Below are 24,912 nucleotides of genomic sequence, written 5' to 3'. Positions count from 1 at the left end.
CCTAAAGGGGATAATATCATATTGGGTGGTTTTTTTTGTATGAATTGCTTTCTATTATTAGCCAGTATTAAAAATAGTGAAGAAATACCTTTATAAAACTAAAGAAAGTATAGGAGCCTATGGGATAGTTAAATGGAAAATAAGAAATTCTTAAATATTTTTTATGGCTGCCTGTTCTGCAATTGAAGTTGCCATTGGTAGTTTTTTAATTGAATTAGTGATCAGATAGATGAAAAAGGAGAATTTGATAAGAATCTAGTTAATATGAAAAATATAAATATAAGTCTGTTAGTTCGATAATAACTTAATTTTATTTAATTTCAGTTTCTTCAAACCTTATCGTTGCATTCTTCGTTACCTATAACGAGAGACCAATACAAAACTGAAGGAGATGTTAGAAAATGAAATTTCGTTATACGCTTGCAAGTGTACTGTCAGTTATTTCAATGTTATTATTTGGTGCTGTAGCTTCCGCAGCTACTGATTTTACACAGTTCGGATTTACTAATGTAGTTGCAGAAAAGAAAATTAAGGCAGGGGAAGCGGCAAAAATAAGTCATAGTGGAATTAAAATTGCGATTCCAAAAGGGACGTTTCAACATGACGTTACTTTTCAAGTTCTTGAGGGGGATAATAAAAATTTCCAAGCAAATGCACCAGAAGGAGAAATAGTAATTATGAATTTTGCGTTCAAAGTTACTGATATGGAAACAGGCCAACTTGTTGATAAATTTACTCCAGCGATTACATTTAGTTTTAAAGATAAGGAAGTAAATAATTTGAGTACATACTACAATGTTAAAACAGACGGCACGTTCGTCCAAAATAATAGTACATCTGTAATCGAAGGCAAAACATTAAGCCATCCAGTCGGTGCAGCTCCAGTTGGTTGGGCTATTACTTCACCAAGAGATTCTATAGAGAAATAACTGGAAAATACATTAAAAAATGCCCATGACATCAGGAAAGAGAATCATGGGTTTTCTTTATATTGAAACAAGAATAATGGATTTAGAAAATAAATGAAAAAGATATAAAGTTTTTCAAACCTTTTATAAGGTAGGATCGTTTACTAATTTGAAACTAAAATATTAAGGAGGAATACAGATGAAAAAAATGATGTTAATTTTAATGACTATAACATCAATCCTGATGTCAGCAGCTTGTAACATTGGAGAATCAGAAAAAAGTACTAAATCCTCTAATTATGAAAAAATAAGAAAACAAGAACTATCAACACTACAATTATTAGAAAACGTTAAAGTTGGGAAATATTTAGCTGATTCCAAGGGAATGGCGCTTTATTATTTTAAAAATGATGTATCTGAAAAAAGTAATTGTAGTGGAGAATGTTTGAAAAACTGGCCCCCATTTACTGCAGATAAATTTAAAGTGCCAGTAGGATTTGATAAAAATGACTTTGGAACTATTACAAGGGAAGATTCAGGAGAGAATCAAGTTACTTATAAAGGTTATCCACTCTATTATTTTGTAAATGATAAAGTAAAAGGTGATGTAAATGGACAAGGAATAAAGAAGATTTGGTATATTGTGAATACTGACACCACATTTAAATAAATTAATTATCAAATACAAAGGAACAATCGTCTATAATGGTTGTTCCTTTTAATCTCCTCCAATTATATAATTTCACTATCAAACTAATAAAATACCTCACGAGAGGAGCATCAACGATTGAAGGATAAAAGTGATTTTGAATTAATGAATTTAGTCAAAAAAAAGCAAAGTCCTGCATTAGAAGAACTATATAATCGCTATATTAAATTAATTTATAGTTTTGTTTATAAGTTTACACAAAGAAACGAAGAAAAGACGAAAGAAATTATTCAACTGGTTTTTTTGCGACTTTGGACAACAAAAAGCACTTATGTTGACACAAAAGGTGAATTTATAAACTGGTTACTTACTATTACTCGAAATATTTGTATAGATTATATTCGGAAAGATTGTAATGAGAATTTTAATAGGCAATGGAATGTCTACCATCATTCTAGCAAACAGCTTGAAATAGAAGATTCTTCCAACGAAATAGCAGGTACAATAAATAAATTTGAACTCCAAGAAGCAAAGGATAAGTTATCTCCATCTCAAAAAAGATTAATAGATTTGTTTTATTGGAACGGGTATACACTTCATGAAATTGCCGAAATGGAGGATGAGCCTTTAGGAACCGTGAAGAATAGGCTCCATCAATCACTAAAGAAATTAAGAAAGTATTTTAACATAGGAGGTTAAGTAATGAAAAAAATATGTAATCATTTACTTCCTTATATTACGAATGAACTCAGTAAAGTGGAACAAAGAGAATTTAAAGAACATTTAGAAACCTGTCTGAAATGTAATAATGAATATAATCAGATAAAAGAAAGTTGGGAAGCCCTCCAATCTGACATTGAAGAAACAGAGGTTCCAGAATCATTAAAATCTGAGGTGTTTGAATTTGTATTTGCACAACAAAAAGATGAACAAAACTTATTCACAATCAAACTAAAAAACTGGTTAACTTATTTAAAACAGCAGTTTACACCTTTAACAACTGTATTAATCTTAACCTTATTAACTATAATCGTACTCAATTTTAAAAATACCAAGTTGAGTTATCAAACGGCAATTAATAAGGAACTGAGCAGCCGTCCAGTCGAAATTTTATCTACACTTACACTATCTTCTGTTAATCAAAGTGAGGCAAATGGACATGCCTTTATCGTTCATCAAGGTCAAGAAAAAAAGCTAATTGTGCAAGTAAACAACTTACAAAAAACGGAAGGTAAAAAAGTTTATCAAGTGTGGTTACTGAACAAAGGAGTGCGAAAAAATGCTGGGATATTTAAGCCAAATAACAATGGCTCAGGTATTTTGACATTTGAACTTCAGGAAAATGAAGTTTTCGATAAAATTGGGATTACACTCGAACCAGATGAAAATAGCGTTAAGCCAAGAGGTGAAAAAATAGTAGGAACTTAATCATATCCTTCAAACGCATTATCAAGTTGTAGAAGCTGCGCTAACTGTAATGAATCGCGACGAACCGTTTTTACTCGATCTCCAGTACGTTTAGGAATTAGTGTTGGTGCAACTACAATACATTCGATATCCTCGATAAAAGTTGACAGTAGATACTATATCCACTTGAATCAGCTTCATAACAAACTAGTAATTTCTCTGGAACACCTAACTTCTTAAAGAGTTTTCGAATAGCTTCTGGAGTATTTTGGATATTCTCATGAAATCATGATGGGCTTCTTCCTTCATCAGCAATTCCAACAGCAATAATATCTTTTGAAACGTTTAAACCAATAAATTTTGACCAACCTTCATAATACACGGCTCGGAAAAAATGGAACTAGATGTTAAGTATGTTGAGAAGATTATGCCTTATATTCATCAGTTGTGGGGTAGAGGTGTTCATTTAGAGACGAATATTGAGAGTAAATCTGTGTTGTTTAGTTATGATGGGAAGAGTATTCATCGGAAGTATATATAATACCACCTCTTTAGAGGTGGTATTTTTTTCACCAAACAAAGAGAAGTCAAGCTTGATCTGTATTTAGTGCCTCAATAAACCGTTCATCATTTTTAAATAGTGAATTACTTTTACGATTGTTTAATTAAAGGAAAGAACATTAATTTAGATATTCCAGCCTTTTTCAAAAGCATAAAAGTCTAATATTTTTTTGTATTTTTCACCATATCTCTCCACAAGTTCAGATTGAAAATCTTTTTCAATATGTTGCATGATTAGATCATGGTAAAAAGCAGTTTTTAACATTCCAACTACTGATGGGTGGTCAGTCTCTAAAGCAGTGAGTTTTGTTGAATTTCCAAAACCACCGATTAAAGCCTTTTTTGAATCGCATAAAATCGAAAAATTTCTTAAATTAGAAATGCTCCAATCTTCACTTCGAATATGGACAAAAATGTTCTTAAGCGATGTTTGACATTCTCCAATTGTAATAAGTATCACGTTGACACCTCTATTTTCAGCATCAAGTAAGTCCTCTTCGACCCAATGTAAATCTTCTGACCATATGTCTATTACAATGAAATCTTCTGCGTTGGCAATTATTCGACGAATAGTTGTACTAAGTTGCTTATCTCCTTGCCAATTATAAAAAGAAGGAGCAATTATAGTTGGAGACTTTAAGTGGTTTACTAATACTTTTGTTACTTGTTCAAATTCTGTTTGTAAATGTTTCGTTAATTGTTCTATGGGAACAGCATCGTATCTAGCTGGTTCTCCTTCTATGCATCGACAAGCACCCTTGTCTGTTAATGATCTCAAAGCAGAATAAACATTAGTGCGTGAAACTGACACTCTTTTAGCTACTTCATAACCTGATATTCCAGGCTCTTCATGTAATGCCAAATAACAACGTGCTTCAAGGTCAGATAATCCTATTTTTTTTAAAAGTTCAACCATATGTACCTCCTTTTACAATTATTATATTTATTTTTTGTTGTTAATTGTAGATGAGTATATATAAATACTACTAGATTGAACAAAATAATCAAGCTATACAGCAATGCATAATTTTAAAATTTTTAATCTGTTTAAGAATGATACATGATTGAATAGATATGTTTGATATGTAGTAGTATCGAAAAATACTTCTATAATAAAATTTAATGTTGATAATATTCTGAAAAATAATTATAATAATCTAACAAGAGTAGTATCGTATAATACTACTTTCTTTGTTAAGGTGATTTTTAATTGGTTTTACAAATTAAGAACAGGGAGGCGAGATGTAAGTTCAATAATTTATATTAAACATTAGTTATCAAAAAAGTGGAGGCGTTTACATGATAGTTGATAAACGGATTGGAAAAACTAAAAAGATACGTTTGAATTATGGTGAGGATCAGTGGCAATACGGAGAATTACGTATCCCTGATGGCCCAGGACCACAACCAGTAGTTGTTGTTATTCATGGAGGATTTTGGAAATCGATATTTGCGGCAGATTTAATGGATGCGGTGGCAGAAGACCTTACAAAACGTGGACTAGCAACTTGGAATATTGAATATAGAAGGGTAGGTAACATTGGAGGTGCTTATCCTGGTACTTTGAATGATGTTGCCAATGCTACAGACTTTTTAGAAACAATAGGAGAACAATATGATTTGGATTTAACAAAAGTGGTTGCAATGGGTCATTCAGCTGGTGGTCAGCTTGCTTTCTGGTTAGCAGGGCGTAATCGTCTACAAGAAGATAGTATTTTAAAAACGTCCAGTGACCCCCTACTACTTAAAGGTGTAGTCAGTTTAGGAGGCATAATTGACTTAGAACTTATGAATAACCTGATCAATTACAAACAAAGAATAGTAAAAAATATGAAAATTGATAACCCAGTAACTGACTATATAGGGGGGACACCATTTGAAGTACCTGAAAGATATGCTGAGGTTTCACCAGTTCAATTGCTTCCGTTAAATGTTCCCCAAGTATTGATTCATGGTGATTTAGATGTAAATGTTCCAGTAAAATTAAGTGCCCTATATAAAGAACTTGCCGAAAAAGCAGGTGACCAAGTTAAGATGATTACGTTACCTAATGTAGAACATTTTGAAATTATCGATCCAGATTCAAAGGTATGGGACAGCATTGTTAATGAGGTTAGGAATTTATTGAAAGATTAAAAAATATAAAAAGCCAATAAAGGAAGGGAAGTAAAAATATATGTCAAATGCAGTAAGGAAAGTATGGGGATATCGATACGCTATATTGTTTATCGTTTGGCTACTATATATAATCAATTACTTTGACCGTGTGGCTGTGTTAACTTTCTTACCATTTATACAAAAAGATATGAATTTAACGCCAGTACAAGTTGGACAAATCGCTTCCGCGTTCTTTTTCGCGTATGCGGTTGGGCAAGTTACTTCTGGATTTTTAGCAGATAAATTCGGACCAAAAAGGGTCATGAATGTTGCCATAATTGTTTTTACTTTAGTAAGTGTAGTTACTGGATTTGTCAAAAATTTTACCCAGTTTATTGCTTTACGAATAGGTTTAGGGCTAGGGGAAGCACATCATTTTCCTCCTTCGGCTAAAGCAATTAGTAATTGGTTCCCATATTCAGAACGCGGTAAAGCCCTTTCAATTTTTAATACTTCCAATTATGTTGGCTTAGCACTTGTACCTATTATCTTAACTAATCTCTCTGCTTCTTTATTTGACGGTCAGTGGAGACCGGTATTTTTCACATTAGCTATTCCTGGTGTAATTGGTATCTTACTACTTTGGTTGTTCTTTAAAGATACACCAGAAGAAATGTATAAAAAAGGCAGAATAAGTAAAAGTGAATTAGATTTTATTAATTCGAATAAAGGAGCAACTCTACAAGTAACTACGAAGGGAAAAGTTAACCACAAAACTTACTTGAAAGATAGTACCTTTTATGTGATTTGCCTGATGATGTTTTGTCAGATCGGTATTCTTTGGGGATTCACAACTTGGCTTAGCACTTTTTTAGTCCAACAACACAATTTTAATATTAAGGAAATGGGGTTTGTCTCATCATTACCTCCAATAATTAGTATCATCAGTATTTTAATGGGAGGTTGGTTGATGGATAAATTTAACAAAATGAAACCAATTGCTCTGATTGCTTATATTGGATGTATTCCCGTACTTTGGATGCTCGGATCAGTTAATAAAGGAAATACACCTATGCTATTAACAATGCTATTGGCGTCAGGATTTTTTGTAGCATTTAACTCTGGTTCTTTAACAGCTGCACTTCAAAAAAGATACCCTAGTGAAGTGGTCGGTAGTGTAACGGGAATAGTTAATGGTTGTGGTCAGTTGGGGGCATTTGTAACCCCGTTAGTAGCCGGTTATCTAATAACAGTTCGTACTGGTGGAAGTTTTGATTTCACAAAAGTATTTATATTTTTCTCAGTACTTGCAGCGATAGCAGCAGTAAGTGCTCTTTTCCTAAAAGAAAAACCAGTCCAAACCAATGAAATAGTTAAAAACGCTGTTAATAATCAGATTGTATGAAATAAATTTTGGTTAAAGCCTCATACAAAAAAATAAACGGCTAAAGTAGAGGTGCAAAATTCCATTATGCAATTAATTAATGAAGGAATCGAAAAAATGAAAGGGTATGGCATTTATCAAGTAACGATTCCACTACCTTTTTGGAATGATAATGTTCATTGTTACTTAGCACGTAGAGAAGGAAAGTGGACAATCATCGATACGGCAATGAATCGTAATGAATCACGCCTGGCCTGGGAAGCTGCGTTTAATAAATACAGTATTGAACCACTTCGAGATGTTGAGCGTATCTTGATAACCCATCATCACCCTGATCATTTTGAATATGCAAGAGAATTACAACAGCAGACTGGAGCGAATGTTTTTCTAAGTGAGAAAGAACAAGCAGTCGCACAGAATAATCTAGATGCGGAATCATTTTCAAGATTTTATTTATCAGCGGGAATGCCGCAGGAACTAGTAAAGCAATTACAACCGGTGAACACATCAGCTAATAGATTTCCGAAAAACGTGTGTACCATAGAAACAAATAGGCTTTATCCAATTGGTGAGCTTCTTTTTGAAGCTATACAAATGCCTGGTCATTCGGATGGGCACATCTGTTTTTATAATAGTGAAGAACAGATTCTTCTGTCAGGAGATCATTTGACTAGAGAAACTATTCCTTATATCTCATATCATGGCTACGGAAATAAAAATCCATTAAGTTTGTATCTTGAGACAATAAAAACAATGCAATTAATGGAAATTTCATTAGTTCTACCAGGACATGGTCCCATTTTTATGGATGCACAAGAGCGAATTAACGAAATACTACATCATTATGAAGAACGAATTGGTTTCGTACTCGAGCAGATTACAGGAGAGATGAGTGCATACCAAGTATCAAATACTTTATTTCCAATAAGGTCAAGTGTACTAGAAAAGTGGATTGCACTAGGAGAGACTAATGCCTATTTAAGTTATTTAGTTGCAAAAGGTGAAATACGTGAGTATAAAGATGGGCTTCAAAATAAATACGTAAGAATGTAAATTATATATGGTTACACTATATTTCTCTTAAATTAAGAAGAAAATTTAAGTTCTTTGAGAAAATAAAGGTTGGGCAAATTACTGGCACATCCGCATCATGCGCGAACTAAACCTCGACTCAAACGAAGCAATCGAATACGCAAAACTAAACGCAGGTGTTGTACACCCATCAAAAACAAGCATTAATCCATATTACTTTGGATTACGTATGTTTGAAGACATTGAAGAACGATACAATCATCCAACAAAAGAAATGCGTGAGTTAGGTGTAAAACCTGGTAGCGGTCGAGACAAAATGTTTGAAGTACGAGAGTTAGAGTCTGATAGTTCATTTATACGAAACTACTTAACAAAAGATCTTGTCATGCGAGAAGATATGTATTTAATTCAGCGACAAGGTAAGGAATATAAAGTCACTGATAAGGCATGGGAAAATGTAAGAAATCAACTTGTTGTTAGTAGGGTAAATAGAGAGTTCCCTTATATTGTTGTTCAAGAAGGAGATTATTTAAAAAATGGAGAGCTTTATTTGAAGCATTCCTATGAAAATATGGAACTTGATGTGAAGTATGTTGAGAAGGTAATGCCTTGTATTCATCAGTTGTGGGGTAGAGGTGTTCATTTAGAGACGAATTTTGAGAATAAGTCTGTGTTGTTTAGTTATAATGGGAAGAATATTCATCGGAAGTATATTTGAGGCCACCTTTTATGGGTGGTTTTTTATATGTGTTTCTTTCTATCTTAATTAGTATTCAACTAAAGTTCTGAATCTAAATGGTTGATATGTTGCATAAGAAAAGAAGGGAATGATGTTCATTTAAAGTATAATTAATTGTTGTTTATTTTTATTGCTTTATTAAAAAACTTTTCACCAAATGGTAGTTTATAATTTTAATAATAGAAGTATAGAAATGTCACTCATAAAAGATCCTGAATCCGTATTATTACCTAATACTAAATGTGGTTATTTTGAAACTTATATAGTTTTACCAGATCCAATTGATGAAGATAGATCAATGTGAAGATTTTCAAATTAAATATAGTTAGTAAGGTTTTCCTTATGGAACTAAAGCATGTGATAGTTATACAAGATTCCCAAAATGTTGTTGAAGTAAATGAGGTCATTTGTATACAAAAATAGGATAGAAATGGCAGGTATAATATCTGCTTTTCTATCCTTCTTTTTGCTATTCAGCTTCTTTAAACGATCATTATTAATTTAGTAAAATCTTAAAGGAGATTTTGTTTAAAAGCAGTTATAAATTTTTTGCTATGTTCGGATAATTTCTTACGTTTTAATCGAACAATTCCAAATGAAAATCGGAGTGGACGAGGGAACACAAATGGAATTGTAATGATACTACCGTTTTGAATACTAGTAATTTTATTTAAGAATAAATTCATTGTAATAATTATCCCTAAACCTTCTGATACTGTCTCAGTAATAACGTTCACGTTGTTTGTTGTAAATAATATATTCAAATTAGGGGTGTAGTTAATAAGTTCATTCGCATACACAGCCATTATAGGATCTTCTGTAAGAATCAAAGATTGATTAGCAAGATCCTCAATATGTACATTTTCTAAAAAGGCAAGGGGAGAATTTTTGCTTGCACATATTACTGTGCCGCCTTCTAGTATCGTTTCAAATTCTAAATCAGGATTCGAATTTACCATTTCGTCAGTGAATATTGTAATGCCAAAATCAGTTTTCTCAGCTTTTACATTAGACAAAATTGTATTAGGTTTTTTTTCAAAGACTTCTACTTGGCTATAAGGATACTTTTTTTTATAGGTAGATAAGGCACTAGGTATGATTAACATAGCGTTAGGGCTGACAGAAAATGATATATTTACTTTTTCTGGGTAATGATTCCGATACGCGTAAATGGAAATATCTTCGACCTTTAGTAAAATTTCCTGCGCTTTACTTACAATAAATTTTCCTTCTTCTGTAAGCTCAGCCCCCAACCTAGAACGATTAAAAATCTTTAGTTGAAGTTCTGTTTCTAGATTAGTTATGGCTTTACTAATACCAGATGGAGAAATATGTAGATTTGCAGCAGCTTTAATTAATGAATTTGTTTTTGCAACCTCAAGTAAGTATTCCAATTGTAATAGGTTCATCTGATCACTCCACTTCTTTTAGGTGAAAAAAATTCAACTAATCCCCACTTATTTACACTTTATATTAATTAAAAGAGAAAGTATATTAAATTCAAAGATGTTTGAAAATTAAAAATACAAAAGAGTGATATGAATGGAATTAGAAAAAAATACAGGATGCTGCTCTCCAAGTAAAGAAAAAACAAACGTGTCTCGAGACTTAAGGTTAAGTGTTGTTAAAAAATGTAATAAAGTTTCCGACAAAAATGAAATTTACATTCCAGGTGGTGAATTTTTAATGGGTTCAGAAGACCCAGACGGGTACAAGGGCGACGGTGAGGGCCCGATCCGTAAAGTAAAGATAAATCATTTCTACATAGATGCTTGTACTGTAACTAATTCTCAGTTTGAAGAATTTATAACTGATACAGGCTACAAAACTGATGCAGAAATTTATGGCTGGTCTTTTGTTTTTAATACACTTGTGTCATATGAGACTCGAACGAAAGTTACTCAATTTGTTCAACAAACTCCTTGGTGGTTAGTTGTTGATGGAGCGAACTGGAGACATCCTGAGGGACCGGATTCAACAGTTGAAGATAAATATGATCATCCAGTAGTTCATGTATCATGGAATGATGCAATAGCATATTGCAATTGGGCTGGAAAAAGACTTCCCACCGAGGCAGAGTGGGAATTTGCTGCCCGAGGAGGTTTAGTACAAAAAAAATATGCATGGGGTGACGAATTAAATCCGAACGGTCAACATTATGCAAATATTTGGCAAGGGCAATTCCCAAATGAAAATCAAGGATTAGATGGATATAAAGGAAGTACTCCAGCTAAATCATTTCCACCTAATAATTATGGTTTGTACAATGTTGCAGGAAATGTCTGGGAATGGTGCTCTGATTGGTTTAGTCCAACCTTCCATATACATGACACAAGAGAAAATCCTAAGGGAATGCCAAAAGGAACTTTGAAGGTAATACGTGGAGGGTCCTATCTTTGCCACGAGTCGTACTGTAATCGTTATCGAGTAGCTGCACGTAGTTCCAATACACCGGACAGTTCGACAGGAAATATGGGATTTCGTTGTGCTAAAGATGCCTAATTAATTTGAGCTGAATTTTAATAGTGTTTTGAGTTCATTAAGATACGTTGCAATTAGTTATTTCTATTATTTAAAGGAGCGATTAAAAATGAAAAATAATATTGTATATATTGTCCTTGATGATATGGGTTTTTCTGACATAGGTTGCTATGGTTCAGAAATTAAGACGCCTAATATTGATCGTTTAGCACAAAATGGATTGAGTTATAATAATTTCCATGCTACGCCCCTTTGTTCTCCGACAAGAGCTAGCTTATTGACAGGTAGAAATCATCATACTGTAGGTATGGGGGTTCTTACAAACTTCGATTTAGGACCTGATGTACCCAACTCAAGAGGTAAAATCAGCACTTCAGCAGGAACAATAGCGGAAATCTTAAAGGAAAATGATTATAGCACTTATGCAGTAGGAAAGTGGCATTTAACACCTATATATGAAGAAACACCTGCGGGTCCTTTTAATAACTGGCCTTTAGGAAAAGGGTTTGAACGGTATTATGGATTTTTAGAAGCTGCAGCAGATCAATATACACCTACTTTAGTTTATGATAATCATTTCATAGATCCTCCAAAGAACCCTGATTATCATCTTTCTGAGGATCTTGTTGATCATGGAATTCAGTTTCTTTCTGATCATGCTTCAACTTTTCCAGATAAACCATTCTTTATGTATTTAGCATTTGGAGCACAACATTCTCCTCATCAAGTTTCACAAAGATATATTAATATGTATAAAGATACATATGCAAAAGGATGGGATAAAATCCGAGAAGAAAGATTAGAACGTCAAAAATTATTAGGAATTGTACCACAAGATACAGTGCTAGCGGAACGTAATCTAGGTGTAAAGGAGTGGGATAAGCTTACATTAGAAGAGAAGCGTCTTTTTGAAAGATTTCAAGAAACATACGCAGGGTTCTTAACTCACACAGATGAACAAATAGGTAGATTCATTGAGTTTCTAGAAACAATCGGACAATTAGATAATACAATGATCGTATTTCTTTCAGATAATGGAGCTAGTCAGGAAGGGGAGTTTGATGGCATATTAGAACAAATTTCTACTTATAACGGAATTCCGACTTTTGCCGAAAAAAATTTTGATCGCATCGATGAAATTGGTGGACCAAATTCACAGCCTAACTATCCTCGTGGGTGGGCTCAGGCAAGCAATACACCGTTTAAGTACTATAAACAAACAACTTTTGACGGTGGCATTCATGTTCCATTGATTTACCATTATCCAAGTCGAATCAAGGATATTGGAACAGTTCGTAATCAGTTCCATCATGTAATTGATATCACCCCAACTGTACTAGATTTGGCTGGAATAGGTGTACCAAAAGAAATTAAAGGAGTTAAGCAAATTCCATTGCATGGAAAGAGTATGCAGTATACATTTGATAATTCTCAATCTAATACTACTCGTGAATCGCAATACTTCCTCATGGGAGGACAACGAGCGATTTGGCATGACGGCTGGAAGGCGATCGCATTTCATATGCAAGGAACATCTTTTGAAAGTGATCAGTGGGAACTATATAACACGATTGAGGATTTTTCACAGTCAAATAATTTTGCAGAGAAGTATCCAGAAAAATTGAATGAATTAAAGGAAATCTGGTTTTCAGAAGCTGAAAAATTTGATGCTCTACCTATGATCGATAAAACTTTTGAATTATTTTCTTATGTCTCGCCAGATGATAGAGTAAGGTATCGAACTGAGTTTACTTACTACCCATACATGGGCCATACTTATGCAGTTCCATCATTACTTAATCGTTCTTACAAGATTACAGTCCCGATATATTGTGAGAGTAAAGACAGTCAAGGTGTATTGTTTGCACACGGAAATTCAAATAGTGGATATACAATGTATATTCAAAATAACCGTTTATACTATGAATATAATTACGTAGGGACAGTCTATAAAATTGAATCCGAACTAGGAATACCGGTTGGAAAATCAAATGTACGTTACGAGTTTTTAAAAACAGGAGATTATCAAGGTAAAGGAGTCCTATATATTGATGATGATCATGTGGGAGAAGTTGATATGCCAAAGACCTTACCGTTTTTGATATCAATTGATGGATTTTCTGTGGGACGAGATGCATATATACCTGTAAGTAAAAACTATGCAAAAAAAGGGGATTTCCCATTTACAGGAAAAATTCACAAAATCGATTTTGATTTGCAAAATGATTAGGTTGAAAAATTTTCAATGAATTTTAAGATGATTTAACAATAGCACCTCAAAAGTCGTTAATATGAATAATGGCCTACAGAGGTGTTTTTCATTAGTCTACAATTAATTTTAAGAGTATGTTATAAATTTATTCACAAATCTTCTATTTAAGGAAATTAATAGATTAATTGATTAAGTATCTTTTTCTACATTCAGACTGAATTAAGTCTTCTCCTTAAAGTATAATAAAATAAAACCTAAGAATAGGAGTGAAATGCATGGGTTTCGGATTTAGAAAGAGTATTAAAATCGCTCCAGGAGTTCGTTTAACCAGGAAAGAATTTTAATAGACTTTAGAGCGCACTTTTTTCAATTCTTTGGTTATATTTTAAATTTAAAGGAGAAGTCTGTATGGAAAGCTTATTGAAAATTTTTAATCAAAATAAATTTATATTTACAAAAGAAACAACAAAAGCAATCGAATTTGAAAACATTCACAGTAAAGAAGTAATTTATTTATTACCCACTGTTGAAATTACTATTGCTTTAGACCCGAAAATAGTAGAAGGAAATGTAGAATTGGAAAACAAATCTCACGGTTATACACATAGTACGGCTTTAAGTCGATTTCCAAAGAGGAAACATACTGGTAAAGACTTGATTCATTATGGATATTCCTTTAAATTTCAATCTAAAGATGAATTAAGTTCTTTCTTAAATAATTTGAATTAACAATGATCCAACAATTTTAACTCAGTAATAGATTTACATACACACTTTGGTATATGAATCAATTATGCAGACTCATCAAATCAACATTTCATTCTAAAAGTAAAGTGTTCAAATTGTTTCACTATGTATCAATTTTATATGAAAAGTGAAAAAGCAGTGGAGCTAAACTCCACTGCATTTAATTTTAATAGATTAATAATATCGATCTTTGAACTGTTAAAAAAATAAATACCAGCACCATAAATAGATAACACTTCCACCAAATAAAACACCAATCAATACTGTTAAAAATATAGAAGATTTTTTTTGGGGGATTTTACTGATAGAAATCGTAAGTAATATTAAAAACAAAATCGAAATTACTATCAATTCTATTAACATACAGATCCAACCTTTTTATTTATATAGTAATTCTAGCAAAATAGTATTTGGAATCCATGTATGCACTATACATTGCTTTACCTTCCGCATATGCAACTGCACTTGAAATAACCGTTAATAATCCAGCTAATATTTTTGTCCAAGTAGGCTCTGGTACGAGATATAATACAACAATTGTTCCAATAATTCCAGTACCAACTTTAACTACCATTTGATCTTTGTTACTCATAAAAGTATCTACTGATGATTTAAAATTATTTAATTCATCTCTATTTGCTTCTTTTTCCGTCGGATTTTTTGATACTCCATTACGAAGTTTCGTAACCCAAATATATTTTCCAGAAGACTGATAAATCCAATAACCATATACATCTTGTAATGTTTTTTTTCTAATTAAAGATGAAGATGTAGTTATAGCCGCAGCTTGTACTTTTTGTGCGTTATTAGAGAGAGGTTTATCAGTTATTAGTTCCTGTTTTATTAAATTTTTCTTTAAATCAAATGTTTCATACTTCATTTCACCAGTTTCTTTATAATATGTTGCGATGTAAATATTTTTTTTATCTTTAGTTTCAACCTTTTTAATCTTCTTATTATCTTCTAAAGTTTTTGCAGTAATTCCATCTTTAAAAGTAACTTCTTTTTTAGATGTGTTCACTTCTGCATGAACTTGTGATAATGGAACCATCATCATAACTAATGATAACAATGTTGCTAAAAACACTTTCATACTTTTCATACTAATTTTCCCCTTTTCTTTCTTAAAATAAAATTAAGACTATTAAATAATACACTATAATTCTAATAAAATGTCAAAAAATGGAAAAAATACGAAAGATAAAAAACGACAAAAAAATACAATTTTTTCCTTTTATTACCTATTAAGTATTTATGTTCATTAATTATCTATTAGGTTGAACTGGCTAGTGGTTTAGGATTATCTCCAAAATAATGTCTTTCATGTGCTGAAAATCCCCTTTCATCATGTGGTTATCAACATTAATTTTCGGATAAAATCTTCATTTCCTCATTCAATTAAACTGCATTATGTTGAAGAAGGAGTAGTTCAGCCATCGAAAACAAGCATTAATTCATATAACCTAGGATTACGTATGAAGACATTGAAGACGATACAATTATCCAACAAAAGAAATACACGAGAGAGAGGTGTAAAACCTGGCATTATAAGAGAAAAAATGTTTGAAGTACGAGAAATAGAATCTGATCGTTCATAGAAAAAGCTGGCGGTTAAGAATAGACTATACTTATTGCCCCCTACTAGAACACCCTATTCTAGATGACTAAATGAAGAACACTCGCGATTTAATTTTTTAAAATAGTATCCTAAAAAAACTGTTGACAAACTTGTTTCTCATCCGTATAGTATTATTTATTATAAAAAAGATTCAGAAATGTTTTTCAAAACGCAATGATCAGGAGTAGTAAAAGATAATTGTTCGGTAAAGAGAGCTGCGGGTTGGTGCAACGCAGTCCAATGATACTTTGAACTTGCCTGGGAGTGGTAAAGCGAAAGATTAGATTTAATTTTTTCTTTCGTTTTAACGATTAACCTTCGTTACAAGGTTTTAAAAGTAGGGTTCGTAAAGAGCCAATTAGAGTGGTACCGCGGTGAGCTTAAGGCATGTCGTCTCTTTTTTCATTTGATTATGAAGAAAGAGACGATATGCCTTTTTTGATTTTTTGGGAGGTTAGGATATGGAAAAGAACAAGCGGGATTTACAGAGGACAATGACTTCAAGGCATATTACGATGATGGCATTAGGAGGTGCCATCGGGGCAGGTTTATTTAAAGGAAGTAGTTCAGCAATTGATATGGCAGGCCCATCCGTACTAATTGCGTACTTGATCGGAGGCATTATTCTATTATTCATCTTGCAAGGTTTAGCAGAAATGGCGGTTCGTAATAGCGATGCAAGGACATTCAGAGATCTTGTCCAATCTATTTTAGGAAAGTATCCTGCCTATTTCCTTGATTGGATTTATTGGAAAATGTGGGTATTGAATATCACGGCTGAATCAGTCGTTGCGGCAATTTTTATTCAATATTGGTTGCCTGATTATTCAATCTGGATACTGGCATTAGCTGTTTCGGTGTTAGTTACAACAATCAATTTACTATCAGTAAAGGTATTTGCTGAAACGGAGTACTGGCTTGCTTTAATAAAAATTACCGTCATCATTGTATTTATATTGGCTGGATTAATATTGTTGTTAGTGACTTTTGGTGAACATAAAGCAGTCGGTTTCTCAAACTTAACGGATCATGGTGGTTTCTTTCCGAATGGACCAAAAGGTTTAATTACGGCGATGCTAGTAGTAATTTATTCATATGGTGGTACAGAAATTATTGGGGTTACATTGGCAGAAACGAAAAATCCCGAAAAGGTGGTTCCAAAAGCCGTTCGCAGTACATTGGTCAGAATCATCTCTTTCTATATCATTCCATTTTTCATCATCGTTAGTTTAATTCCTTGGAACAAAGTAAACGAGGTGCCAGAAAGTCCATTTGTGATGGTATTTAAAATGATCGGGATTCCAGGTGCTGACCATATTATGAATGCTGTTGTATTAATAGCGATCATTTCATCGATGAACTCTGGATTGTATGGTTCATCTCGTGTTCTGTATACGCAAGCAGTAGACGGTCGCATTCCGAAAGTCTTTTCAACATTAACAAAGAAAAAAGTCCCTGTTTACGCAATATTAATGTGTACTTCCACTTTATTTGCCGGTGTATTGATTTCCTTATTTGCTGGAAGCAAGACCTTCGATTTTCTGATGGGATCGCTTGGATATACTGTATTATTCATTTGGTTGATCATTGCCTTCGCCCATTTGAAATCACGTAAACAAACTTCTGCAAAAACAAGTGCGTATTTAGTTAAATGGTTTCCTTATACGACTTGGGCTGCAATAATCGCTTTAATTTTAATTCTGATCGGAATCATTTTCACGACACCTATCATGGTAACGATGATTACTCTATGCATCTACATCTTTATTACCTTAACGTATTTATGGAAGAAACGCCTTAACAATAACTAGTAGAAGTGATCATTAGTAATAGATAAATAGAGTGTGATTATGTTTAGCCTTGTTTAAGGTAGGTTATGTAGCCATGACACTAATGCTAGACATGTTCTTCAATAAACTGGTGCTTTACTTTAAATAATGAGTAAAGCACTTTTTTTATTCAAGAAAGGAGGACTATTTTCAAGATTAAGCACTTTATTCCCCAAATTTTCTTAGCCAATCAAGCGATGGAATGAAGTAAACTTTTATTTTAAAAATGAATTTATTACTTCATCAAGAATTATGGGAGGAAGCAAACTTTGGATTATTTGGAAACATGTCATTCCGTTTTTACGGTCAAGATTACTTCTGATGTTTGTTCAGCAAATCATACAAGTATTATTACTACTAGTTCATCTAGGCGTTTTTAAATTAATCGTTGGTGGTAGTCTTATAGTTAATACAGGAGAAAGAGAAGTCACTGTCTCATTGTCGAACGAATGGTCAGGCCTAATTGGACTCTCCTATGCAGAGTTAATGCTAGACAAGTGGATTGTCATTGGTCCGTGTATAGGGTTTGTTTTAACAATTATTGCCTTTACCTTAATTAAAAAAGAGATCGAAAAACCAAGGTTGATGAAGGTTAAGTCTAAGAATGGAAAAGAACATGTTACTAGTAAACAAGCAAATTCAAGGGAAAACTATGATTTTAATTTTGTTCACAAGCAGATGTAATAACGCATTGAAAATAAGAATGAGTTGTTTAGCCATAATATAGAATATTGTAAGTTTGAAAGAATTGATGACAGAACAATTAAATATAATTAAGTACAATAAAAATCTCCTTCTAAAACCTTAGAAGGGGATTTTTTTTATCTTACATATGTTAAGAGTTTTATTCCTTCGATTATTAACATAAGTTCACTCTCTTAAAAAACATAATTTTTTTTTAAGGGAATCTTAAGGTATACAATCCAAAATGACCTTATCAAATGAAATTAGGAGGAGTAAAAAATAAATAAAACAAACTCTGATACTCGTAGTCAGAACGATCCTTATTAGAGGGAGTAAGTTGTATAAACGAAGGATGGTTCTTGTTTTTTCGGAAACGAGTAGGTTCCGAGGATATGAGAAAAATTTATGTGAATCAGGTCAAAATCTGTAATAAATTAATCGAATCAATCTCAACGATGGAGAGGAGAAAGGAAATTTGAAAAAGTGGGTTATTATTTCAGTCATAATTGTTGTAGTAGGGGGAACTAGTGGTTGGTTTATTTATAGTAAAAAAAATCAAACCCAAAATGTTATGGCAACAGCACAAACAATAACGGTACAAAAAGGAAAGCTAGAAGTAGCTGTTAGTGGTTCGGGGTCGGTAACAGCAATTACAGACGAAGATGTAACTGCGGCGAATACAATTCAGGTTGTAGATCGTGTAAGTGTTACATCTGGAGAATCAGTAGATAAAGGTGACACACTGGTAACTTTTGAGAATGGTGATGTTGTAACGGCTCCAAAAGATGGAGAAATCACAAAGGTTTACGTGGTAAGTGGCAGTGGAGCATCAAAGGGTAAGGTACTACTTCGTATGGAAGATGAAGATGGGGTGACAATGCCAATCACAAGTGAAGATAGTAGTAATTCCTCAAATAGTTCTGTTTCTGAAAACACTGGGGGAAGCAGTTTGATAGCGGATACAGTTAGCGTAAAGGAAGGCGATGTAGTAAAAGCAGGAGTAACGCTAGTAACTTTTACAGATGGAAGTATTTTAAAGGCACCAGTTACTGGGACAATTACAAGTCTTTCTGTTAAAAGCGGAGATTCTGTTCAAAGTTCAGCGACAGTTGCCCATATGACAAATTACAGTTCATTAGAAACAACAATTAGTGTGGATGAATTAGATATTCCAAAGGTAAAAGTTGGACAGTCTGTAAAAATTACAGCAAGTGCCTTTGAAGGTGAAACATTCGATGGAACCGTTATGAAAGTATCGAATGAAGGAACATCGACAAATGGAGTTTCTACATTTGATGTAACTATAAAAATTAAAAATCCAAAGAGCCTGAAAATAGGTATGTCTACAGAAGCAAGCATTTTAATACAAAGTAAAGAAAATGCGCTATATGTACCGGTAGAAGCAGTGTATAAAAACGGAGATGAAAAATATGTACTAGTTCCTACATCTACAAATGATTCTACTCAATCTACAAAGAAGGTTACTGTAAAAACTGGTATCACAAATGATACGAGTGTAGAAATAACAAGCGGATTAACAGAAGGAGAGTTTGTTGAAATACCGAGTGTTCAATCTAGAGGTAATTCTTCACAAGGTGGATTTATGATGCAAGGTGGTAACTTCCCGGCTGGTGGCTTCCAAGGTGGAGGATTCCCAGGAGAAGGTAACTTCGGAGGAAGAAATAATGGAAGTAATCAAACAGGTGGCGGGCAAGGAGGGAAATAATGACTAACTTTGAGCCGATTATTCAAATTAAAGACATGACGAAAATGTATGAACTTGGTGGAGAAACAGTAATGGCTCTTCAGAGTGTGTCTCTCGATATCCATAAGGGTGATTTTATTTCAATCATAGGTTCCTCAGGTTCAGGTAAGTCAACATTTATGAACATGATTGGATGCTTAGATCGTCCGAACTCTGGGAGATATTTGATTGATCGTGAAGATGTAGGGCAAATGAAGGGCTCACAGCTTGCAACGATACGGAATGAAAAAATTGGCTTTATTTTTCAAAATTTCAATCTCATACCAAGGCTAACTGCAATCGAAAATGTAGAGCTTCCTCTCATTTATAGAGGAATGAAAACAGGTGAACGAAGAGAAAGTGCACTTTCGGCGTTAAAAAAAGTAGGGTTGGTAGATCGAGCGAATCATTTACCTTCCCAATTATCAGGGGGGCAGCAGCAACGTGTCGCAATTGCGCGCGCGTTGGCTGGACATCCTCCTATTTTACTTGCAGATGAACCAACTGGTGCTCTTGATAGTAAAACTAGTAAGGAAATTTTGGAGATTATGAATTTGTTAAATGAGCAAGGGCATACGATTATTCTAATTACACATGATTTAGAAGTAGCAAAACAAGCAAATCGTATTGTACGAATTCACGATGGCCTATTGTATGAAGATGGAGGTGAATGGTTTGCAGACACTGAGAATGGCGCTTAAGAGCATTAAAGGGAATAAAATAAGAGCATTCCTAACGATGCTAGGTATTATTATCGGTGTATCCTCTGTTATTGTCATGGTAGCAATCGGTCAAGGATCAACGAAACAAGTGCAAGATCAAATTGGAAGCCTAGGTACAAATGTATTAACTGTAAGTGTTACTGGTTCAGATGTTACATTTAAACAAGATGATGCCAATCAGCTGAAGGATGTAAATGATGTAGAAGCAATTGCTCCGATTGTTTCTGGGAGAGTAAATGTAAAAAATGGACAAACAAATACACAAGTGTCCATGACAGGAACAACTTCATCTTACTTAAAAGTGCGTGATTTAGAGCTGCAATCAGGGCGATTTATCGCAGACTTGGATCATGACAATCATTCTAAAATCGCGGTACTTGGTTCTAGTACTGCTCAAACATTATTTGGTTTTGGAAACCCGGTTGGTCAATCTGTTCAAGTGAACGGAACTTCCTATAGAGTTGTGGGGGTACTTGAGTCAGTTGGTAGTTCGTTAGGAACAAGTGGAGACAGTACGATTATTGTTCCGCTTAATACAGCACAGCGCTTAGCATCTACTACTGCAATTGGGTCAGTATATGTAAAAGTAGAAAATGAGAATATGATTAATTTTACATTACGCAGAATTGAACAAAAGATGTTTACAATCTTAGGAGATTCAGATAGTTATAGTGTTTCTAGTCCAGAGGATTTAATGGAAACAGCTTCATCTGTTAATAAAATAATGACATTAATGCTAGGCGGAAGTGCCGCAATCTCACTAATTGTTGGCGGCATCGGTATTATGAACATTATGCTTGTATCGGTTTCAGAACGTACCAAAGAAATCGGTATTCGAAAAGCTATTGGTGCAAAGCGAGGAAGTATCCTACTTCAATTCCTGATTGAATCCATGTTGTTAAGTTCACTTGGAGGAATCATAGGTGTTGGAATTGGAGTCATAAGTGCTCAACTATTCACTTTAACGACAGGAACCGCAATCGCATATTCCGTACCAGTCATGCTATTATCATTTGTATTCTCATTATTAGTTGGAATAGTTTTCGGTGTATTTCCGGCGAATAAAGCGTCTAAGCTTGATCCAATTCAGGCTCTTCGATATGAATAGAAAAAACAAAGAGGTTGTCCCGAAAGTAGAACTTTTAAGGGACAACCTTTTTTGATGTATAAAAAAACAATGAAAAAAGGTTACTTCCAACTACATACTAATCGATATCTCCGCCAAAAAATTGGCCTAATTACATTGTATCTTATATAAATTTAAGAAAGTAATACTAATAAACCCCGTTATATCAAGGAAAAAATAACCCAAGTTAAAATCAGAAGGATATACACATAAATTATAGAATGATACTTTTTATGGAATTAATTGTGTGGTGACGAAAGGAGAGTGACAAGAATCCAAGACTACTGAAAAAAATAATAATTCATTATGCAAGCATAATAGATTGATAATATTTGACAATATAAATCTTTTATAAAAATCAAAATTGATACTTTTTTTCAAAGTTAATATCACATCAACTATTAATATAATGAAACTATAACAGAGAGAGAAACATCATAGATGGTTAGGAGGGACTAAATGAATATTGAACAATTAAGTCATCTTTGTGAAGTAATAGAAAGTGGTTCCTTTACGATTGCAGCACAGAAGCTAATGATTAATGAAGCTAAGATTAAAGAATCAATTATAAGTTTAGAGATTGAATTTGGTATAAAGCTAATTGAATGTGTTGAAGAATCCAAAGTGGTACCTTCATTTGAGTGTTTACAAATTATTTCATTTGTAAAGGAAATCGTAACGAATTGTAAGGAAATTGAAGAAGAACTAAAAGTATTACATAAAAAATCCACTGCTAATTGTAATACTATGTTTGATGTGAGTATGTTTTAACTAAAATAAATTCATATTTAAGACCAAATCTCAAGTAGATTTGGTCTTTTAAGCTTGATGTTTCTCTACCTTTTTGATGGATTTTGGGTCTATTCGATGATATTACTCGCCAAATCCAAAACGATCTCCACCAAACATTTGAATCTTTTTAATGATTAGAGTTCTTTTAATTTGTCTCAAAGATAATTTTTCCCGTCTGAGAAGTATCATAATCCCCTAGAGAATCAATCTCTGATTGAAACTGGTTCGACGATAAAATTTCTTTTACAGTACTTATAAGTCGTTCGTTTTTTTGAGTATTTAGAATAACTAAATCATAATGGAAATTTCCTATACTCGATTAGTTATAACTAAATATAATTAGATATAATTAGTTATATTTTAAAAAGGAAGGCAGATGTGTAATGAAAAAACTTTATTCTTTATTTCTCTCAATGATGTTGTTAGGACTAGTTGTATCTGGGTGTTCTTCAAATGAACAAGCTAAAAAGTCAGCAACGCAGAAACAAGGGGTTTCTCAAAAGAATGTGGAACTGACAATTTCGGCAGCAGCTAGTTTACAAGATGCACTAAATGATATTAAAGCAAACTTTGAAAAGGCTCATCCTAATGTGAAATTAAACTATAATTTTGGAGCATCAGGGGCACTACAACAACAAATTTCACAAGGAGCACCAGTCGATCTTTTCTTCTCGGCTGCAGAAGACAAATTTAACACTTTGGTACAAGAAGGTCTTATTGATAAGAATCAGGGGAAAGATGTAGTTGGTAACGAACTAGTATTAGTCGTTCCAAAAGATTCAAATAAAGGGATTCAATCTTTCGACGAGCTTACGAAAGCAGATAAAATTTCCATCGGTACGCCAGAAGCTGTACCTGCAGGACAATATGGTAAAGAAACTTTGGAAAATTTAAATGTATGGAAAGCTATTGAAGGAAAAGTTGTTTACGGTAAGGATGTTAGACAAGTACTTTCTTATGTAGAGACAAATAATGTCGATGCAGGTATTGTTTACAAAACAGATGCGCTGACTTCTAAAATGGTTAATATTGTAGCAATAGCTGCGGAAAATACACATGATCCAATTATCTATCCTTTAGGTGTGATTAAAAATAGTAAACAACCTAAAGAAGCTAAAGAATTCTATGAATATCTTCAGAATGATGAATCTATGAAGATATTGGAGCAGTATGGGTTTAAAGGTCTAAATTAATTTATAATAGTGAAATTTTGAGTGATTTTTACGATAATAAACGCTATCAATGGATGGGGCTGATTAGATGATCAGCTCCTTTTTTTCGAGGTTAATTGTGAAGTATTAGGTGCAGAAAATCCTTTTAAGCAATTTGAACAATACCTGAAAACAGAGGTTTTGTCTATTCTTTATCAAGAACAATTGTTTACAGATGCTGAAGCTTGAAATAACAGAAAAAAATTTTCGAAAGAAGGAATTTAGTATACTTCATACAAAAGGGAAAGGATTTAGCCCATTCCTTTTCTTCAACTAATAATCGATATTTAGTATATTAATTCTCCTTGAAGAAGAGAAAATTAGTAGGTAGGGCTAGTGTGTATATTCCTTTATTGAAATATTAAAGAGTTTTCGTTCTCTTTTCCCCTTTTGACCAATTAGCCAGTACCAGCTTTGTCCAATATAAAAAGAGTTTGATATCAATTGCTCAATGTAGCTTGAAATAATTTCGTTGATTTTATCTTTTTCAATTTTATTTTTAATAGATAAAGCAATGACAAAATATGATTTATCATTTTCAAACTCAAGTAATTGAAGATGGTATTTACCAACTTTTCTTTCATTAAAATCATTTAATACATGATCAATACTTTTTCGGACATTAATGTTATATTTAGCTGCATCGTTCCAGTCTGATATAAGAGAGTCATAAAGTGAGACTGTTAAGATGTAATACATAGCGTAATCTTTAGGATTAAATGTTTGTTCTTCTCTTTTAATTTGGTATAAGGGCGGAACAACAAATTGTTCATAGTTAGCAAAAAAATTTTCAGTCATGTTTTATACCTGCTTTCTAGTTTGAGCTAAAAGTTTACTATATCGAATCTTTTATATAGTTTTTCCTATTCTTTCCAAAAATAGACTATAAGATAGAGACAGAATTATGTGAAAAAAAGCAGCGTTAAAAAAATTAACGCTGCTTTTTATATGTGCGCCCAGCATGTGCAT

The 24,912-nt window shown here is 33.1% G+C and carries 21 protein-coding genes, 2 pseudogenes and 1 other annotated feature; of the genes and pseudogenes, 19 read left to right on the top strand and 4 right to left on the bottom strand.

Annotated features, from left to right (window positions below):
• The first annotated feature begins 401 nt into the window (after positions 1-401).
• The 5 genes and pseudogenes from COC46_RS11830 to COC46_RS22715 form a co-directional block, all read left to right on the top strand.
• The gene (locus tag COC46_RS11830; protein ID WP_098809919.1) at positions 402-929 is read left to right on the top strand and encodes a hypothetical protein; all 528 of its coding nucleotides are present in this window, start codon (positions 402-404) and stop codon (positions 927-929) included.
• A gap of 178 nt (positions 930-1,107) precedes the next feature.
• Positions 1,108-1,578, top strand: coding sequence for a COG4315 family predicted lipoprotein (locus COC46_RS11825; protein ID WP_098809918.1), 471 nt, complete (start codon positions 1,108-1,110; stop codon positions 1,576-1,578).
• 117 nt (positions 1,579-1,695) lie between these two features.
• On the top strand, positions 1,696-2,256 hold the full coding sequence (locus COC46_RS11820; protein ID WP_098809917.1) for an RNA polymerase sigma factor: 561 nt from the start codon (positions 1,696-1,698) through the stop codon (positions 2,254-2,256).
• A gap of 3 nt (positions 2,257-2,259) precedes the next feature.
• Positions 2,260-2,985, top strand: coding sequence for an anti-sigma factor (locus COC46_RS11815; RefSeq protein ID WP_098809916.1), 726 nt, complete (start codon positions 2,260-2,262; stop codon positions 2,983-2,985).
• 349 nt (positions 2,986-3,334) lie between these two features.
• Positions 3,335-3,505, top strand: a pseudogene (locus COC46_RS22715) (stage V sporulation protein R); the annotation flags it as partial.
• A 144-nt stretch (positions 3,506-3,649) separates the two neighbouring features.
• On the opposite strand, the gene COC46_RS11805 reads toward COC46_RS22715, so the two are convergent.
• Positions 3,650-4,441: a TrmB family transcriptional regulator gene (locus COC46_RS11805; RefSeq protein WP_098809915.1), complete on the bottom strand. Its 792-nt coding sequence runs from the start codon at positions 4,439-4,441 to the stop codon at positions 3,650-3,652.
• A 383-nt stretch (positions 4,442-4,824) separates the two neighbouring features.
• On the opposite strand from COC46_RS11805, the gene COC46_RS11800 reads away from it, so the two are divergent.
• From COC46_RS11800 to COC46_RS11785, 4 genes and pseudogenes are all read left to right on the top strand, one after another.
• Positions 4,825-5,661, top strand: coding sequence for an alpha/beta hydrolase family protein (locus tag COC46_RS11800; protein WP_098809914.1), 837 nt, complete (start codon positions 4,825-4,827; stop codon positions 5,659-5,661).
• A gap of 40 nt (positions 5,662-5,701) precedes the next feature.
• Positions 5,702-7,027, top strand: a complete 1,326-nt coding sequence (locus COC46_RS11795; RefSeq protein WP_098809913.1) for an MFS transporter — start codon at positions 5,702-5,704, stop codon at positions 7,025-7,027.
• A 66-nt stretch (positions 7,028-7,093) separates the two neighbouring features.
• Positions 7,094-8,059, top strand: coding sequence for an MBL fold metallo-hydrolase (locus COC46_RS11790; RefSeq protein ID WP_098809912.1), 966 nt, complete (start codon positions 7,094-7,096; stop codon positions 8,057-8,059).
• 61 nt (positions 8,060-8,120) lie between these two features.
• Positions 8,121-8,756, top strand: a pseudogene (locus COC46_RS11785) (SpoVR family protein); the annotation flags it as partial.
• 533 nt (positions 8,757-9,289) lie between these two features.
• On the opposite strand, the gene COC46_RS11780 reads toward COC46_RS11785, so the two are convergent.
• Positions 9,290-10,186 carry a LysR family transcriptional regulator gene (locus COC46_RS11780; protein ID WP_098809910.1) on the bottom strand — a complete coding sequence of 299 codons (897 nt, stop codon included), beginning with the start codon at positions 10,184-10,186 and terminating at the stop codon, positions 9,290-9,292.
• Between the two features lie 133 nt (positions 10,187-10,319).
• On the opposite strand from COC46_RS11780, the gene COC46_RS11775 reads away from it, so the two are divergent.
• The 3 genes from COC46_RS11775 (at position 10,320) to COC46_RS11765 (ending at position 14,199) form a co-directional block, all read left to right on the top strand.
• Positions 10,320-11,279, top strand: coding sequence for a formylglycine-generating enzyme family protein (locus tag COC46_RS11775; RefSeq protein ID WP_098809909.1), 960 nt, complete (start codon positions 10,320-10,322; stop codon positions 11,277-11,279).
• A gap of 88 nt (positions 11,280-11,367) precedes the next feature.
• Positions 11,368-13,488, top strand: coding sequence for an arylsulfatase (locus COC46_RS11770; protein WP_098809908.1), 2,121 nt, complete (start codon positions 11,368-11,370; stop codon positions 13,486-13,488).
• 390 nt (positions 13,489-13,878) lie between these two features.
• Positions 13,879-14,199 (top strand): hypothetical protein, encoded by a 321-nt coding sequence (locus tag COC46_RS11765; RefSeq protein ID WP_098809907.1) that lies wholly within the window; start codon positions 13,879-13,881, stop codon positions 14,197-14,199.
• Between the two features lie 400 nt (positions 14,200-14,599).
• Here the strand turns inward: COC46_RS11765 and COC46_RS11760 are convergent, their stop codons facing one another.
• Entirely contained in the window at positions 14,600-15,319 is a 720-nt protein-coding gene (locus COC46_RS11760; RefSeq protein ID WP_098809906.1) for a geobacillin-26 family protein, read from the bottom strand.
• 681 nt (positions 15,320-16,000) lie between these two features.
• Positions 16,001-16,236 (top strand) — a binding site (T-box leader).
• Positions 16,237-16,296: 60 nt separating this feature from the next.
• On the opposite strand from COC46_RS11760, the gene COC46_RS11755 reads away from it, so the two are divergent.
• From COC46_RS11755 to modA, 7 genes are all read left to right on the top strand, one after another.
• Positions 16,297-17,646, top strand: coding sequence for an amino acid permease (locus COC46_RS11755; RefSeq protein ID WP_098809905.1), 1,350 nt, complete (start codon positions 16,297-16,299; stop codon positions 17,644-17,646).
• Positions 17,647-17,985: 339 nt separating this feature from the next.
• Positions 17,986-18,348: a hypothetical protein gene (locus tag COC46_RS11750; RefSeq protein WP_098809904.1), complete on the top strand. Its 363-nt coding sequence runs from the start codon at positions 17,986-17,988 to the stop codon at positions 18,346-18,348.
• Between the two features lie 475 nt (positions 18,349-18,823).
• On the top strand, positions 18,824-20,074 hold the full coding sequence (locus COC46_RS11745) for an efflux RND transporter periplasmic adaptor subunit (RefSeq protein ID WP_098809903.1): 1,251 nt from the start codon (positions 18,824-18,826) through the stop codon (positions 20,072-20,074).
• Complete coding sequence (locus COC46_RS11740) at positions 20,074-20,793, top strand: ABC transporter ATP-binding protein (RefSeq protein ID WP_098809902.1); 720 nt, start codon at positions 20,074-20,076, stop codon at positions 20,791-20,793. The genes COC46_RS11745 and COC46_RS11740 overlap by 1 nt, the downstream gene beginning before the upstream one ends.
• Positions 20,768-21,922, top strand: coding sequence for an ABC transporter permease (locus COC46_RS11735; protein WP_369700049.1), 1,155 nt, complete (start codon positions 20,768-20,770; stop codon positions 21,920-21,922). The genes COC46_RS11740 and COC46_RS11735 overlap by 26 nt, the downstream gene beginning before the upstream one ends.
• Positions 21,923-22,399: 477 nt before the next feature.
• Entirely contained in the window at positions 22,400-22,711 is a 312-nt protein-coding gene (locus COC46_RS11730; protein WP_098809900.1) for a LysR family transcriptional regulator, read from the top strand.
• 404 nt (positions 22,712-23,115) lie between these two features.
• A complete protein-coding gene (gene modA / locus COC46_RS11725) occupies positions 23,116-23,925 on the top strand; it encodes a molybdate ABC transporter substrate-binding protein (protein ID WP_098809899.1) in 810 nt (269 codons plus the stop codon).
• Between the two features lie 351 nt (positions 23,926-24,276).
• Here the strand turns inward: modA and COC46_RS11720 are convergent, their stop codons facing one another.
• Positions 24,277-24,741: a hypothetical protein gene (locus COC46_RS11720; RefSeq protein WP_098809898.1), complete on the bottom strand. Its 465-nt coding sequence runs from the start codon at positions 24,739-24,741 to the stop codon at positions 24,277-24,279.
• Positions 24,742-24,912 lie beyond the last annotated feature (171 nt).

This window comes from Bacillus sp. AFS041924, assembly GCF_002577195.1.
Classification (GTDB): Bacteria; Bacillota; Bacilli; order Bacillales; family Bacillaceae_G; genus Gottfriedia.
The sequence above is the reverse complement of the archived record's forward strand: the minus strand, read 5'-3'. Positions and strand labels throughout refer to the sequence as shown.

Coding starts and splice junctions, on each gene's coding strand:
- COC46_RS11730 (WP_098809900.1), top strand. CDS start 22,400: ATGAATATTGAACAATTAAGTCATCTTTGTGAAGTAATAGAAAGTGGT.
- COC46_RS11765 (WP_098809907.1), top strand. CDS start 13,879: ATGGAAAGCTTATTGAAAATTTTTAATCAAAATAAATTTATATTTACA.
- COC46_RS11760 (WP_098809906.1), bottom strand. CDS start 15,319: ATGAAAAGTATGAAAGTGTTTTTAGCAACATTGTTATCATTAGTTATG.
- modA (WP_098809899.1), top strand. CDS start 23,116: ATGAAAAAACTTTATTCTTTATTTCTCTCAATGATGTTGTTAGGACTA.
- COC46_RS11750 (WP_098809904.1), top strand. CDS start 17,986: ATGTTTGTTCAGCAAATCATACAAGTATTATTACTACTAGTTCATCTA.
- COC46_RS11755 (WP_098809905.1), top strand. CDS start 16,297: ATGGAAAAGAACAAGCGGGATTTACAGAGGACAATGACTTCAAGGCAT.
- COC46_RS11740 (WP_098809902.1), top strand. CDS start 20,074: ATGACTAACTTTGAGCCGATTATTCAAATTAAAGACATGACGAAAATG.
- COC46_RS11775 (WP_098809909.1), top strand. CDS start 10,320: ATGGAATTAGAAAAAAATACAGGATGCTGCTCTCCAAGTAAAGAAAAA.
- COC46_RS11815 (WP_098809916.1), top strand. CDS start 2,260: ATGAAAAAAATATGTAATCATTTACTTCCTTATATTACGAATGAACTC.
- COC46_RS11770 (WP_098809908.1), top strand. CDS start 11,368: ATGAAAAATAATATTGTATATATTGTCCTTGATGATATGGGTTTTTCT.
- COC46_RS11800 (WP_098809914.1), top strand. CDS start 4,825: ATGATAGTTGATAAACGGATTGGAAAAACTAAAAAGATACGTTTGAAT.
- COC46_RS11720 (WP_098809898.1), bottom strand. CDS start 24,741: ATGACTGAAAATTTTTTTGCTAACTATGAACAATTTGTTGTTCCGCCC.
- COC46_RS11830 (WP_098809919.1), top strand. CDS start 402: ATGAAATTTCGTTATACGCTTGCAAGTGTACTGTCAGTTATTTCAATG.
- COC46_RS11825 (WP_098809918.1), top strand. CDS start 1,108: ATGAAAAAAATGATGTTAATTTTAATGACTATAACATCAATCCTGATG.
- COC46_RS11805 (WP_098809915.1), bottom strand. CDS start 4,441: ATGGTTGAACTTTTAAAAAAAATAGGATTATCTGACCTTGAAGCACGT.
- COC46_RS11795 (WP_098809913.1), top strand. CDS start 5,702: ATGTCAAATGCAGTAAGGAAAGTATGGGGATATCGATACGCTATATTG.
- COC46_RS11790 (WP_098809912.1), top strand. CDS start 7,094: ATGCAATTAATTAATGAAGGAATCGAAAAAATGAAAGGGTATGGCATT.
- COC46_RS11780 (WP_098809910.1), bottom strand. CDS start 10,186: ATGAACCTATTACAATTGGAATACTTACTTGAGGTTGCAAAAACAAAT.